Origin of the sequence: Aeromonas popoffii, from assembly GCF_000820025.1 — a bacterium.
Taxonomy (GTDB): domain Bacteria; phylum Pseudomonadota; class Gammaproteobacteria; order Enterobacterales; family Aeromonadaceae; genus Aeromonas; species Aeromonas popoffii.
Genome location: NZ_CDBI01000079.1, coordinates 157,596 through 171,827 on the forward strand (window position 1 = coordinate 157,596; position 14,232 = coordinate 171,827).

12 protein-coding genes and 1 riboswitch are annotated in these 14,232 nt (G+C 60.1%); of the genes, 4 read left to right on the top strand and 8 right to left on the bottom strand.

Annotation, left to right across the window (positions count from 1 at the left end):
• Nucleotides 1-317 precede the first annotated feature (317 nt).
• Nucleotides 318-433, top strand: a riboswitch (glycine riboswitch).
• 119 nt (nucleotides 434-552) lie between these two features.
• Nucleotides 553-1,929, top strand: coding sequence for an alanine/glycine:cation symporter family protein (locus BN1129_RS17490; protein ID WP_042038257.1), 1,377 nt, complete (start codon nucleotides 553-555; stop codon nucleotides 1,927-1,929).
• 78 nt (nucleotides 1,930-2,007) lie between these two features.
• On the opposite strand, the gene BN1129_RS17495 is transcribed toward BN1129_RS17490, so the two are convergent.
• Both BN1129_RS17495 and BN1129_RS17500 read right to left on the bottom strand, forming a co-directional pair.
• On the bottom strand, nucleotides 2,008-2,724 hold the full coding sequence (locus BN1129_RS17495; protein WP_042038259.1) for a lipoyl protein ligase domain-containing protein: 717 nt from the start codon (nucleotides 2,722-2,724) through the stop codon (nucleotides 2,008-2,010).
• Nucleotides 2,725-2,826: 102 nt separating this feature from the next.
• Nucleotides 2,827-4,224 carry a nucleobase:cation symporter-2 family protein gene (locus BN1129_RS17500; protein ID WP_042038260.1) on the bottom strand — a complete coding sequence of 466 codons (1,398 nt, stop codon included), beginning with the start codon at nucleotides 4,222-4,224 and terminating at the stop codon, nucleotides 2,827-2,829.
• A 248-nt stretch (nucleotides 4,225-4,472) separates the two neighbouring features.
• On the opposite strand from BN1129_RS17500, the gene BN1129_RS17505 reads away from it, so the two are divergent.
• Entirely contained in the window at nucleotides 4,473-5,612 is a 1,140-nt protein-coding gene (locus BN1129_RS17505) for a GGDEF domain-containing protein (RefSeq protein ID WP_042038261.1), read from the top strand.
• A gap of 34 nt (nucleotides 5,613-5,646) precedes the next feature.
• On the opposite strand, the gene BN1129_RS17510 is transcribed toward BN1129_RS17505, so the two are convergent.
• Complete coding sequence (locus BN1129_RS17510) at nucleotides 5,647-5,895, bottom strand: DUF2498 family protein (protein WP_042038263.1); 249 nt, start codon at nucleotides 5,893-5,895, stop codon at nucleotides 5,647-5,649.
• 149 nt (nucleotides 5,896-6,044) lie between these two features.
• On the bottom strand, nucleotides 6,045-7,424 hold the full coding sequence (locus BN1129_RS17515; protein WP_042038265.1) for an MATE family efflux transporter: 1,380 nt from the start codon (nucleotides 7,422-7,424) through the stop codon (nucleotides 6,045-6,047).
• Between the two features lie 120 nt (nucleotides 7,425-7,544).
• Here BN1129_RS17515 and BN1129_RS17520 point away from each other — a divergent pair, with 120 nt between their 5' ends.
• Both BN1129_RS17520 and BN1129_RS17525 read left to right on the top strand, forming a co-directional pair.
• Entirely contained in the window at nucleotides 7,545-8,402 is an 858-nt protein-coding gene (locus BN1129_RS17520) for a helix-turn-helix transcriptional regulator (RefSeq protein ID WP_042038268.1), read from the top strand.
• A gap of 68 nt (nucleotides 8,403-8,470) precedes the next feature.
• The gene (locus tag BN1129_RS17525) at nucleotides 8,471-10,165 is read left to right on the top strand and encodes an NAD-dependent malic enzyme (RefSeq protein ID WP_042038269.1); all 1,695 of its coding nucleotides are present in this window, start codon (nucleotides 8,471-8,473) and stop codon (nucleotides 10,163-10,165) included.
• Between the two features lie 113 nt (nucleotides 10,166-10,278).
• On the opposite strand, the gene BN1129_RS23565 is transcribed toward BN1129_RS17525, so the two are convergent.
• The 4 genes from BN1129_RS23565 to BN1129_RS17540 form a co-directional block, all read right to left on the bottom strand.
• Nucleotides 10,279-10,536, bottom strand: coding sequence for a hypothetical protein (locus tag BN1129_RS23565; protein WP_157013453.1), 258 nt, complete (start codon nucleotides 10,534-10,536; stop codon nucleotides 10,279-10,281).
• 236 nt (nucleotides 10,537-10,772) lie between these two features.
• Entirely contained in the window at nucleotides 10,773-11,774 is a 1,002-nt protein-coding gene (locus tag BN1129_RS17530) for an OmpA family protein (RefSeq protein WP_042038270.1), read from the bottom strand.
• Nucleotides 11,775-12,208: 434 nt separating this feature from the next.
• Nucleotides 12,209-13,228: a porin OmpA gene (gene ompA / locus BN1129_RS17535; RefSeq protein WP_042038272.1), complete on the bottom strand. Its 1,020-nt coding sequence runs from the start codon at nucleotides 13,226-13,228 to the stop codon at nucleotides 12,209-12,211.
• A 307-nt stretch (nucleotides 13,229-13,535) separates the two neighbouring features.
• Entirely contained in the window at nucleotides 13,536-14,132 is a 597-nt protein-coding gene (locus BN1129_RS17540) for a hypothetical protein (protein WP_042038273.1), read from the bottom strand.
• Between the last annotated feature and the right edge of the window lie 100 nt (nucleotides 14,133-14,232).

A 14,232-nucleotide genomic window follows, 5' to 3' on the forward strand; every position in this document is an offset into this window, starting at 1 on the left:
GGAAAGTTTTTCTGGTCGAGATGACAGGTCATCCTGATATGCGACCTGGTGGCGCAACCGGCTCGCGGGATGCCCAAACTGGCTTTGTTAAAGCATTGAAAGTTAACAAACAAATAACATGTCTCACTGTGGTGCCCGAGGTGGAAAAAAAGCGGCGCAGCGGACGGCCGAGTGGGAGACAGCTCACATTTTTTGGATTAACATGCCCGCTTCCTAATCCAAACTAGTTCGGATGAAGGTAGCAGGAGAGCGATGGGCAACCATCCACCGAAGAAGTGAATCTTTCAGGTACCGGGCAACCGGTGTGGACTGCTACTGGACGATACTCTGGAGAGACCCGTTAAATCGGGCGCCGAAGGAGCAAGGCACCATGACTACCCGCAAGGGCAGGCTGGCGCCGGAAACTCTCAGGCAAAAGGACAGAGGGGATGGGATGGTTGTACTTTGGGTTGTACTTTGGCTTAGCCCGCATCCGATCGCCTCTGGCCGATCGCGACACCTATGGGAAGATCATCCTTCTCCTCCTTAATCTTTGTTTTTTAAGGAGGATGCATGTCATCAATTCAATCGGCGTTAACCGCCATCGATAGCTTTATCTGGGGTCCGCCCCTGCTGATCCTGCTGGTCGGGACCGGTATCTATCTCACCCTGCGTTTGGGTCTGCTTCAGGTCGTGCGCTTACCGCTCGCCCTGCGGTTGGTGTTTGGCCGCGATCAGGGGCAGGGCAAGCAGGGGGATGTCTCCAGCTTTGGTGCCCTGTGTACCGCCCTCTCTGCCACCATAGGTACCGGCAACATCGTCGGCGTCGCCACCGCCATCAAGCTCGGCGGCCCCGGCGCCCTGTTCTGGATGTGGATGGCGGCGCTGTTCGGCATGGCCACCAAGTACGCCGAATGCCTGCTGGCAGTCAAATACCGCGAACAGGATGCCAACGGCCAGATGGCGGGCGGCCCCATGTACTATCTGGAGAAGGGGCTTGGCTCCAAACCGCTCGCCAAGCTGTTCGCCCTGTTCGGCATAGGTGTGGCCTTCTTCGGCATCGGTACCTTCCCGCAAGTTAACGCCATCTCCGATGCCATGAGCCTCTCTTTCTCGGTGCCCCGTGAAGTGACGGCCGTGGTGCTGACCCTGATAGTGGCACTGGTGACCCTGGGGGGTATCAAGTCCATCTCCAGCGTGTCGAGCAAGGTGGTGCCCTTTATGGCGATCTTCTATATCGTCGCTTGCCTGGGGGTGCTGGTGAACAATGCGAGCGCCGTGCCCGATGCCGTCATGCTGGTGATCGAGAGCGCCTTTACCGGCCATGCGGCGACCGGCGGCTTCGTCGGCGCCAGCATTATGCTGGCGATCCAGTCCGGTGTCGCGCGCGGGGTCTTCTCCAACGAGTCGGGGCTGGGCTCTGCCCCCATCGCGGCAGCAGCGGCCAAGACAGATTCTTGCGTGGAGCAGGGGCTGGTTTCCATGACGGGCACCTTTATCGACACCATCATCATCTGCACCATGACCGGCCTGGCTCTGGTGGTGACAGGGGTGTGGAGCGGGGACTTGAGCGGCGCAGCCATGACCAGCCAGGCCTTTGCCCAGGGGCTGGATGCCCACATAGGCCAGTATCTGGTGAGCATAGGGTTGCTGTTCTTTGCCTTCACCACCATCCTCGGCTGGAACTATTATGGCGAGCGCTGCACCGAGTATCTGTTCGGGGTCAAGGCGATCAAGCCCTATCGTCTCATCTATCTGGTGCTGGTAGCGAGCGGCGCCTTCCTCCATCTGGACATGATTTGGCTGCTGGCCGACATCGTCAACGGCCTGATGGCGGTGCCCAACCTCATCGGCCTGATTGGCCTGCGCCATGTGGTGATCGCCGAAACCCGCGCCTACTTTAGCCGGGATCTGGATGGCGAAGCCGAGCCGGATCCGCAGACGGCCTGATTTAATCTGTACCGAAAAAGCCAACGCCACGACCCGGGTCGTGGCTTTTTTTATGGCGCGTTAGGGGCTCATTCTTGCTCAGAGGGAGGGTGTCTGATCGCGGGTCAGCAGCACCTTCAGCCGTGACTGAACGCAGTCGACCAGCTCGGCGTCGCTGCCCTGCCACTTAATGCCGCGGGCCAGCGTGGTCGAGGTGCCGGGTGCAAAGCGCAGCTCTGCACCCGCCAGCGCATAGAAACGGCTCGCCATCCGGGTACCCTCATCCACATCTCCTGCCACCAGCAGCATGGCCTGGGCCAGCACGGCGCCGCCGTGATCCTGCCCCGGTGCCAGCCAGCGCTGGGCGGTGCCGGTGATCTTGCGCCCCCCGATCACCAGATTGTACTGGCCATCGCAAAAGGAGCCGGGCACGAAGTCATAGTTTCCCTCAAGGCCGTACTCCCCCAGCAGGGCCAGCAGCGGCGCCCCCAGCAGCCGGTAGTAGTGAGCCAGATCGGTGGTGGTTCGGGGCAGTAACAAGGAGAGGTTGAGGATGCCAGCGCCGTGGGGCACGGCGGTGCCGCCACTGTCGCGCACATGCACCGGCCAGCCTTCGGCGGCGAGCTGCTCACAGGCGGCAGCGTAACGGGGCAGACGGGTATCCTTGCGGGTGACAATCAGGCATTGGGGGGCCTGCCAGAGGTGGGCACGGGGCTGGCCGTCACGGGCACAGTCGCGCAGCCAGTGCTGCTCCTCGGCCAATATCTGTGCGGGGGAAGCTGTGTCGGGGAGGAGAGAGAGCAGGCGATAGGGCATGGCGACATCCTCAAAAAAGGCTGCTCAGCACACTACCCGTGGCGGCTGACAAGGTAAAGCCCCGCAGTGCGGGGCTTGAGTCTGCTATCGGTTGATGACGTCTCAGGAGTGACGCTGTTCGCGCTTTGGCAGCAGCAGGTTCATCACGATGGCGGTGAGGCCACCGGTGGCGACGCCGTAGGAGAGCACGCTTCTGGCCAGATCCGGCAGGTGTTGCAGCACTTCCGGCACCTGGGCGACCCCCAGTCCCATGGCGAGCGACACCGCCAGGATCATCAGGGCGCGTCTGTCCAGCTCCTCGCGGGAGATGATGCGCACCCCGGCGGCGGCTATGGTGCCGAACATGACGATGGTCGCACCGCCCAGCACGGGCTCGGGGATCTGCTGCACCAGGCTGGCGACCGCGGGGAACAGGCCGAGCAGGGCCAGCATGGCGGCGATGAAGAGGCCGATATGGCGACTGGCCACCCCGGTCAGCTGGATGACGCCGTTGTTCTGGCTGAAGGTCGACATGGGAAAGGTTGCAAACAGGGCAGCCAGCATGGAGTTGCAGCCATCGGCCAGTACCCCGCCCTTGATACGTTCCAGATAGACAGGGCCACTGACAGGCTCACCCGAAATGTCCGAGGTGGCCGTCATGTCGCCGATGGCCTCCAGCGCCGTCACCACGAAGATGATGGTGAGCGGCACGAACAGCTGCCAGTCAAAACCGAGGCCGTAATGCAGCGGGATGGGCACCATCACCAGGGGACCATCGAAAGTGGGGGCGCTCACTTTGCCCAGCAGCAGTGCCGCGGCATAGCCCGCCAGCATGGCGATCATGATGGCGGAGAGGCGCAGCCAGGGATTACGGCTGCGTTGCAGCAGCACGATGAGGCCGAGTACCAGCAGGGAGAGGAAGAGGTTGCTGTGGCTGGCGAAGCTGCCATCCGAGAGGGCGGCATAGCCGCCACCCATACTGATGAGCCCGACCTTGATCAGGGTCAGGCCGATCAGCAGTACGACGATGCCGGTCACCAGCGGTGTGATCACCCGTTTGACCAAGTGGAGGAAGCGGCTCATCACCACCATGGTGAGGGCGGCCACCAGCATGGTGCCAAACAGGGTGCCCAGCAGATCCTCGGTGGGCATGGCGGCCTGCTTGAGGGCGAGACCGGAGGCGATGATGGGGCCGAGGAAGTTAAAGCTGGTGCCCTGCACTGACAGCAGGCCCGAGCCGATGGGGCCGAAGCGACGGGTCTGGATGAAGGAGGCGATGCCGGACATGACCAATGACATGGAGACGATATAACGGGTGTCGGCGGCAGGGAGACCGAGGGCATTGGCAATGATGAGGGGCGGGGTAATGATGGCAACAAACATGGCGAGCATATGCTGCAGGGCGGCGAACAGAGTCTGGGGCAGGGGGGGGACATCGTCTATGCCGTAGACCAGTTCGCTGTGGGCTCGTCTGGGAGGATGAGCCTCTGGGGTTGCACGGACGGCGGCAGCCTGTTCCATAAATACCTCGAATGTGTGGGGGAGGGGGGGGAGAAAATTGGGCGCTATTTTAGTGATTGAAATGGCGCTGACCAGCGCTAATTCGGGCTGAAACCGGTTTATTTTTTCATGGGTTGAAACGTTTGCGTGTGGCGATTATGATCCGCCGGTTTGTGTGACGGCGCTCGCCCTGAAATGGCGCCGGTTGCATAGGATTTTGAGCCTGTGCGGCGTAGAATGAGCCCTCTGTCGAGATTTGGAGGCTCTGGATGCTGAAGTTGTCGGAGTTCTGGAGTGCCCGTGCCCACTCCGAAGATTTTACCCTGACCCGCATGGGCTTCATGACGGTGCGCTTGCGCCTGCTCACCTGCCTGCTGATGGTGGGTCTGCCCGCCTGGGCCCTGGTGGACTGGCTGACCCTGCCCTCTGCCCAGTTCGATGAACTGCTTCAGGCCCGGATTTTCTGCCTGCTGGCCCTCTCTCCACTTATCCCCCTCTCCTACCTCATCCATTTCAGGCACGAGCGCATGAAGCTCGCGCTGGGCTATCTGATGGCGGTGATGATGCTGTTCTCCCTCATCTGCCTGCACAGTTTCGGTGCGGATCAGGAGTTGCAGGCGGGCTACATGGCCTTTCCCTATCTGCTCGTCAGCCTGTTTGCCATCTTCCCCATTCCGCTCTCCCTCGGCCTGCAGCTGGCGGGGGGCATTCTGGTCACCATGCTGGCGGGCAACTGGTTGCTGGTGGGGCAGCCGCTGTGGAGCGTGCAGACCCTCAACCAGGTCTGGTTGCTGGCGCTGTTTGCCCTGGCCAGCAGCTGGGTGCAGTGTGGTCAGCTCAATATGCTGCTGCAGCTCTATCGGGAGTCCACCACGGACGAGCTGACCGGCATGATGAACCGTCGACTGCTGATGAAGCGGCTGGAGAAGGCCTGGATGAACATGAGCCGCAAGCAGACGCCCTTTGCCGTCCTGTTGCTGGATCTGGACCGCTTCAAGCGTATCAACGACACTTTCGGCCATCTGGCGGGGGATGCGGTACTCAAAGAGGTGGCGGCGACCCTGGCGGAGCAGCTGGAGTCTGACATGGTGCTGGGACGTTATGGCGGCGAGGAGTTTGCCATCCTGCTGCCCAACTGCGGCGATCTGATCCAGGCGAAGCGGGTGGCGGAGCGGCTGCGGGTGGCGGTGGAGGCGCGGCTGGTGAAGAGTCCCACCTCGGATGAGTTGTTGGAGGTGACCGTGAGTATCGGCCTGACCCTGGCCCAGCGCGGGGAGAGCATAGAGGATCTGTTCAATCGGGCCGACGAGTACCTCTACATGGCCAAGATGGCGGGGCGCAACTGCGTGGTGGGCGAGCTGGCCGGCAAGCCGGCACTGCCCCACACCATCAAGACAGATGCCGCCTGAGGGCGGCATCTGGTTGTCATGGGCACGGGAGAGATCAGCTCAGCTGGTACTTGCCGGAGAGCTGCTGGGCCAGCAGCTTGAACATGTTGAACACCGCCATTGTCTTGCCGGTCGGGGTGCCATCTTCGGCCAGGAAGAACTCCCCCTTGAACACCAGAATATCCCCCTTCTGCTCTACCGCGTCGGCGCGCATGCCGTGGATGAAGTCTTCGTGGCGCTTGATGATGCCGTTGGCCATCTCCAGCAGGGCAGTCTCGGTGATCAGCTCTTTCTGTGGTTGCATGCTCGTCTCCTGAAACGACGACGGGACAGGGCATTGGACACGTGCACTTAGCGGCGCCCTGTCTCTGATTGAAGAGGGGGCCAGCATACTGCAAACGGGGATTTTCTGTCATTGATATGACCCCGCATTTTGCCTCTTCCTGCGTCCCCTTATCCTATCACCAGATTTCTGAGCCAGCGGCGCTGGCGGATCCTGCGCTGCACCAGCACGACCTTGCACAACTCCTCCAGCAGCACCACGGCCACCACCCAGGAGAGAGGCCAGCCGAGCAGGCTGACCGCCACCCAGGCGAGCGGCAGGCCTATGCACCACATGGCGATGATGTCGATGACGATGCTGTAGTTCACGTCGCCGCCGGAGCGCAGCACCCCGATAATCCCCACCATGTTAAACACCTTGAGCAGCATGCCCAGACACATGACGGCGAGCACCTGCCCCGCCTCTCCCAACATCTCGCCCGGCAGGTTGCCGACCCACTGCAACAGGTGGGTCTGCAACAGCCAGACTGCCATCCCTACCAGCAGGGCGCCTATGGGGGCGAGCAGCAGGAACAGCTGGGAGTGTTGCCAGGCGATGTCGTACTCCTCGGCCCCGAGCCGGTGGCCGAGCAGGGTGGAGCAGGCCACCGCCAGCCCGAAGAAGAGAGAGATGAGGATGCTCTCGAGCGTCCCCAGCGTGGTCATGATGGCCAGTGAATCTGTGCCCAGATGGGCATAGAGAAAGCCGTAGAGCAGCATGCCGAAGGCCCAGAGCCCGTCGTGGAACAAGAGCGGCAGGGCGATCAGGGTGAAGCGCACCACCTCCTTGCGCTTGAAGGCGTCCCACCACTCCTGTCTGCGCGGGATGAGGCGGGGCTCCTGCCGCCACACATAGATCAGCAGCAGCGCCGTTTGCAGCAGGCGTGAAATGGTCGTGCCCCAGGCAGAGCCTGCCACCCCCATGGCCTCGAAGCCGAAATTACCGAAGATGAGGGCGTAGTTGAGGATGACGTTGGCGATGATGGCGATGATGCCGATCCGGGTCGGGGCGGCGGCGTTGCCCACCGAACGCAGCGTCGACTCCAGTGGCACTACGATGGCGGTGCACAGAATAGTGGCGCCGGTGATCATCAAGAACTGGTCGGCGAGGGCGCGCAATTGGGGTTCCTGGCTGGCAAAATCCAGCACGCTGCCCGGGGCGAGCACATAGATGAGCGCAAACGGCAGACTCACCAGCAGGGCACCCACCAGCGCCAGTAACAGGGCGCGGCGCACCCCGGCCAGCTCGCCGCGACCGTAATATTGTGCTGCCAATACTGAGACGCCACCCGAGAGTCCCGCTATCACCAGCAGATTGAAGAAGAAGACCCGGTTACCCAAGCCCACTGCCGCCACCGCCGTGGTGCCGAGCTGGCTCACCATCATGATGTCGATGAGGCCGAGCAGGGAGAACATCATGGATTGCAGCGACACTGGCAGGGCCAGCCGCCACAGTCGTGTCATGAACTCGCGATCAGTGGTTTGTTTTAAAATCGCTTGCCAATAATTCATTTATGTTAACCAGGTAAGTGAAAAGCAAGGTTTGTCATGGGTATGATAGGGGGAGTGGCGAGCGACTTCACTGTGAGCCTCTCTCGGGTTTCTTGTTTAAAACTATCATGTTGAGGCGTTATGGCTTTTGTCCGCGAGTGTCTGGAAATAGCCCCGGCCTGCGAGGAGCGGATGCTGGGCCGTGAAGGGCTGCCCCTGCTCGGCGAGGCGGGTATTTTTCTGACCGGCCTTTCGCACATCAGGGAGCACTACCTCATTCGTCGCAATCGCCCTGAGTTCCACATCCTGATGGTGAGTCACGATGAGGGAGGCGCCTTGCTCACAGACGAGGGGGAACAGCCGATTCCGGCAGGCTCGCTCATCTTCCTGCCCGCCGCCGTGCCAGGTGGTCTCAGGCTGATTGGCGAGCGCTGGCAGATCAGCTGGATTTTGCTCGATGACGTGCCGCGATGGCAGCACCTGCACCGGCTTGGTCACCGCATCTGGCAGGGAGAGGAGGGGGATCAGCTCTATCACCTGCTCAGCCTGATGCAGGGGGAGGGGGTATGTTCACCCCTGCAACCCCAGCTGCTCAGCCTGTTGCTGGCGCTGCTGGAACGCACTCTGCAAGGGGAGGTGCGCGGTACCCCTGAGCTGAGGTTGCAGGCGCTGTTTCGGCGGGTGGAGGCGCGCCTTGACGAGCCTTGGAGCGTAGCACTGCTGGCCCGGCAGATGGCCTGCTCTGTGCCCCATCTGCACCGGCTCTGCCAGCAGGTGTTCGGCATGGGGCCCATGGCCTGGCTCACCGGGCTCAGGATGAACAAGGCGCGTCAGCTGCTGCTCTACACCAACTGGCCGCTCGGCGAGCTGGCCAGCCGGGTTGGCTACAGCGATGGCGCCAACTTTGCCAACCGTTTTCGCCGCATCACTGGTCAGACCCCCGGCGCCTTTCGTCGCCTGGGTCGCAAACCTTTTGCACCGGATGTGCAAACTCTTTGAAATTAATGGCGCAAGCTCATAGGATCGGCGGATCCCTTCGTCCAGGTCATTGTGTAGGTACCCGATCCATGTTTGAAGATAATAACCAGAAGCGCCCCCTCTACATTCCCTATGCCGGTCCGGCCCTGCTGGAGACCCCCTTGCTCAACAAGGGCAGCGCTTTCACTAGTGAAGAGCGCAGCAATTTCAACCTCGAGGGCCTGCTGCCCCAGAATATTGAAACCATCGAAGAGCAGGCCGAGCGGGCCTACCGTCAGTTCATGGCGTTTGGCAACGACATGAACAAGCACATCTATCTGCGCAACATCCAGGATACCAACGAGACGCTCTTCTACCGTCTGCTGCACGACCACCTGACCGAGATGCTGCCGGTCATCTATACCCCGACCGTGGGCAAGGCGTGCGAGGAGTTCTCCAACATCTATCGCCGCGCCCGCGGCCTCTTCATCTCCTATCCGGACAAGGACAGGATCGATGACATGCTGCAAAACGCCACCAAGCAGAACGTCAAGGTAATCGTGGTCACCGACGGCGAGCGGATCCTGGGTCTTGGCGATCAGGGGATTGGCGGCATGGGCATTCCCATCGGCAAGCTCTCCCTCTACACCGCCTGTGGTGGCATTTCCCCGGCCTACTGCCTGCCGGTGGTGCTGGATGTGGGCACCAACAACCAGCAGTTGCTCAATGACCCCTTCTACATGGGCTGGCGCAATCCGCGCATCTCGGGGGAAGAGTACGCCGAGTTTGTCGATGCCTTTATCCAGGCGGTCAAGCGCCGCTGGCCCGATATCCTGCTGCAGTTCGAGGATTTCGCCCAGAACAACGCCATGCCGCTGCTCAACCGCTACAAGAACGAGCTCTGCTGTTTCAATGACGACATTCAGGGCACCGCCGCCGTGACGCTCGGCAGCCTGATCGCCGCTTGCAAGGCCTCCGGTGCCAAGCTCTCCGAGAAGCGGGTCGCCTTCCTCGGCGCGGGCAGTGCAGGTTGCGGCATTGCCGAGCAGATAGTGGCGCAGATGAAGGCCGAAGGGCTGACGGATGCACAGGCCCGTGGCCGGGTCTTTATGGTGGACCGCTTTGGTCTCATCACCGACAAGATCCCCAACCAGCTCGACTTCCAGCGCCGCCTCTCCCAGCCGGTTGAGCGCATTGCCGACTGGTCGGTGGGGGACAATATCTCCCTGCTGGAGGTGATGGAGCACGGTCGCCCGGACATTCTGATCGGGGTCTCCGGCCAGCCGGGCCTGTTCACCGAAGAGGTGGTCAAGACCATGCACAAGCACTGTGCCCGTCCCATCATATTCCCGCTCTCCAACCCCACCTCGCGGGTCGAAGCAACTCCGGCAGATCTCATCCGCTGGACCGACGGTCAGGCGCTGGTGGCCACCGGCAGTCCGTTTGCACCGGTGGAGCACAAGGGCAAGCGCTATGTCATCGCCCAGTGCAACAACTCCTTCATCTTCCCGGGGATCGGCCTTGGTGTCATCGCCTCCGGTGCCACCCGGGTAACCGATGCCATGCTGATGTCGGCCAGCCGCGCCCTGGCGGAGTGTTCGCCGCTGGTGAAGGGGGCCGAGGGCTCGCTGCTGCCGGATCTGGCGGACATTCACGAGGTATCCCGCTACATAGCCAAGATGGTGGCCAAGACTGCCATGCTGCAGGGCAAGGCGGTGCAGACCCCGGATGAGGTGATAGAGCAATCCATCGAAGCGAATTTCTGGCAACCGGAATACCGCCGCTATCGCCGCACCTCCTTCTGATCTTTCGCACAGACGAAAAGCAACAGGGATGCCTCGGCATCCCTTTTTTGTGCACTTTTCACCGGTTTCCCTTTCAGTACCTCTCCCACACGCCTGATTGCTCTCTTCGTTATTTAACTCGGCCTATGGTGCGGCTGGCTCTGCGACGGGGGCCTCGGGGGCACCCTGAGAGCCGGTGACCGTTTGCTCTCGCCACTGCCCAGGATGCTCACCTTGTCGGCGGGCTGGCCGAGGCTGGCTCGCGGTGCCAAGTTGATGGACTTGACGCGATAGAGATAACCGCTCCCTTCCGCCAATACCGAGAAGATGTCGCCAGGGGGCAACCGGCCTATCACCGATAGGGAGGCCTCATGGCTGCCAATGCAATCCAAACAGGTTTCGGTCTTATGTTCATCGCGTATCCTCGTCGATGTTTGATGCCGCAGAGCGCCAGTGCTGTTGTGTACAACCCCGACGATTGATAGAAAATGTAGTTTTTTTAAACACTTAGGTGGTGCTTGGGATTACAACGAGCGGGACGAGGTGACAAAACGGGGAGGGTGAGCGGTGATCACGGAGCAATAAAAAAGGAGGCCATCAGGCCTCCCTCATATGCCACCTGAGTGACTTACTGTTTCACTTCTTTTACGCCGGTGACGCTTACTTCAACGCGACGATCCGGTGCCAGGCAGGCGATCAGCTGTGCCCGGGCCTGGATGCCGTCACACTGGGTGCCGGTGACCGGGTTGGCTGTGCCACGACCTTCGATGGTGACCTTGCCAGCAGGCAGACCCTTGCTGATCAATACGTCGGCCACGGTGCGGGCGCGGGCTTCGGACAGTCTCAGGTTGTGCGCTTCAGAACCGATGCGGTCTGTGAAGCCGACGACTACGGCGCTGCCATCTCTCGGCTGCACGTCGACGATCTGCTGATACAGGGTATTCAGCGCGGCAACACCTTCCGGCTTCAGAGTGGATTTGCCAAAGGCAAACAGCACGTCCGAGCTCAGGGAGAAGTTCTTTTCGACCATCACTGGCTCAGGAACCGGCTCGGGAGCCGGTGCCGGGACGGGGGCAACGTAAGAGGTGCGGTTCGGGTGAAACACCAGTTCCAGGGTTGCCAAGCTCATGTTGGTTTCCCCGGTCACATTCTCATCACCCACGTTCCACAGGTAGCGGTAGCGGGCTTGCAGATCGAGGAGGTCGGTGAGCTTGGCGGTCAGGCCCAGACCGGCCAGCGGCACGGTGACTTGGTCGCTGCTGTTCTTGCCGTTGACATTGCTGAAGTAGGCTCCACCTTCTGCAAATACGGAGAAGATGTCGCCCAGTGGCAGACGGGCAAGACCGGACAGGGTAGCGCCCTGGGTCCTGAAGTTGGCACCGTCGACATCGAATTGGCCGGTGTAGAGGTAGCCCAGTTCAGCGGCGTAGTTATCATTGAAGTTGTAACCACCAAACAGGGAGAGCGCGGTAGCGTCCTGATCAGCGTCTTTGTCAAAGTCGTTCAGGTCATGGCCATAAGCCCAACCGGCGCCGATACCTGTGTACCAGTCGTTGGCTGCCTGAGCGGTGGAAGTTCCCATTGCCGTGATGGCCAGAGCAATCAGGGCAGGTGCCATTTTCATTTTCATCGTTTCATCCTCGTTGAGTTTGCTGTGCTAGGGCGTACTGCGCACTCTAATCAGTTATACCGGTCACAGGTGACAATTCAGCTGCGACTTCCATGGTGTATCACGACTGGCTTGAATGAAAAAAGAGACGGTATCCTGGATACTCATGAAGTCTTGGCCTCATGGACAACTAACCGGACAATAAGCACTTTTAAAAGTTCATCTAATCCCTCACAAGCAGAGTAACTGTATTCTTTTGACCCACTTTTATCAAGTTTCTGTACAGGTATCCAGCACTTGTGCGGGTTTGAGCGAACAAGCAGGGCGTGTGGCGGGGGAGACGGTTTGACAGAAAGTGTCGCGTCTTGCTGCGTTCACTATTAATCAATGGAAAGCGGGAAAACAAAAGGGGATGCCGTGGCATCCCCTTTTCACATCATCGGAACAAAGTCAGATTATTTCTGAACTTCTTTTACGCCAGAGATGCGAACTTCTACGCGACGATCCGGTGCCAGGCAGGCGATCAGCTGTGCTCTGGCCTTGATGCCGTCGCACTGGGCGCCGGTGACCGGGTTGGCGGTGCCACGACCTTCGATGGTGACCTTGCCGGCAGCCATACCCTTGCTCACCAAGAAGTCAGCAACGGTACGGGCGCGAGCTTCGGACAGCTTCAGGTTTTGTGCTTCAGAACCGATGCGGTCTGTAAAGCCGACGACCACGGCGCTGCCATCTCTCGGCTGCACGTCGACGATCTGCTGATACAGGGTATTCAGCGCGGCAACACCTTCCGGCTTCAGAGTGGATTTGCCAAAGGCAAACAGCACGTCGGAGTTCAGGGCGAAGTTCTTCTCAACAACCTGCGGGGCAGGAGCCGGAGCTTCTTCAACAATCGGAGCCGGAGCCGGCGCTACGTAGGAAGAACGGAACGGGTGGTATACGGCTTCCAGGGTCGCAACGCTCTGGTTGGACTTGTAGCGTACATCGTTGACTTGCAGGTCAGCCACGTCCCACATGTAGCGGTAGCGAGCTTGCAGATCCAGCGCGTCGTTAACCTTGTAGGTCACGCCCAGGCCAGCCAGCGGGGATACTCTGGTATCGCTGGTGCCCATGCCGTCGGTGTGAGCCCAGTAGGCGCCGCCTTCAGCGAAGGCAGAGAAGTCGCCGCCCAGCGGCAGACGAGCGATACCGGACAGGGTGGCACCCTGGTTTTCGTAACGGTTGCCATCGGTGTTGCCACGGCCAGCGTACTGGTAGCCTAATTCGGTACCGAAGTTTTCGGTGAAGTTGTAACCAACGAAGGCGTTGGCAGCCGCCGCGTTTTCTTCGCCAGTGTTCACGCCTTCGATCTTGTTCAGACCGTTGAAGTGGGCAGCACCGACACCGGCACCGAAGTAGATGTCGTCAGCGGCGTGAGCTGCAGTTGCACCCATGGTAGCCATAGCGATGGCGATCAAGGAAGGGGCCATTTTCATCATAAAAAAATCCTCGTAGAGATGGCACGTTGTTCACGTGCTTCGCACTTTTTAATTTATGTAAGCTGCAGGCTCTGCCGAACAACAGCGTTGAGTCTGGCAGGGATCCCGGTTCCATCCGGGAGGCACACATTCCTGGTGCACAAGCGAGCGGGTAGCAGCGTAAGCAATGCCTTCACCCTTCACGAACAGCCGACGTCATTCCGATGACGTGGCGCACTCTATGCCGATTTCAAAACATGATCAAGCTCACACATAATACATATGGCAAATTGTGTCGCGTGGATAACTGGCTGTTTATCCGAATTAATTAGTGATCCAAATAGGCTCTGTGCAGCTTCTTTTCGAGTTTAATATAGGCCTGAACCCAGTCAGATTGCGCCATAGAGGGAGATACCCTCGCCTGGAATACCGCCAGATAATCGGCCTCGGTTGCTTCGCACAGTAAGGGTGTGAAGCTGAGCAAAAAATGACGGGCGAGGTAGGGGTCGAGGGGCCAGATGTTGAGGATGGCCCGCGCCACGGGCTGAACCGCAGCTGAACAGAGAAAATGGCGATGACCCGCCTCCAGCCAGAGCGCCATCTCGGCGAGCCCGCTTTCAGGCACCAGACCCCCGTCTCCCTGCCCGTTGGCAAGGGCAAGGCTTTGGCCATTACCGAGCAGCAGATGTCCGTCTTCTTGCAAGACTCCATCGTGACTGCGCAGGGGCAGGCCGGGCACGGGCTGTTCGAGAAACAGGCTGCTTTTATCATTGAGCGCGGTCAAAATCGCTGCCGCCTGATCATGCATGGCCGCAGGTAACCAGAAGGCTTCGGCGCGTGTCTGCTGGCCTTGCATCAACTGGCGGGTGAGGTCTGCGGGTGTTGAAACTGGTTGTAAACAGGAGATTATGCCGGGGAGTGCCATGAGTTCCTACTCTTTAGGGATAGCTAGCGGATTATACGAGTTATTTCTGCTGCAACAATAAAGGTTTCTTTTCGAGACTGTTTACCTGAGGCGGTTGAGC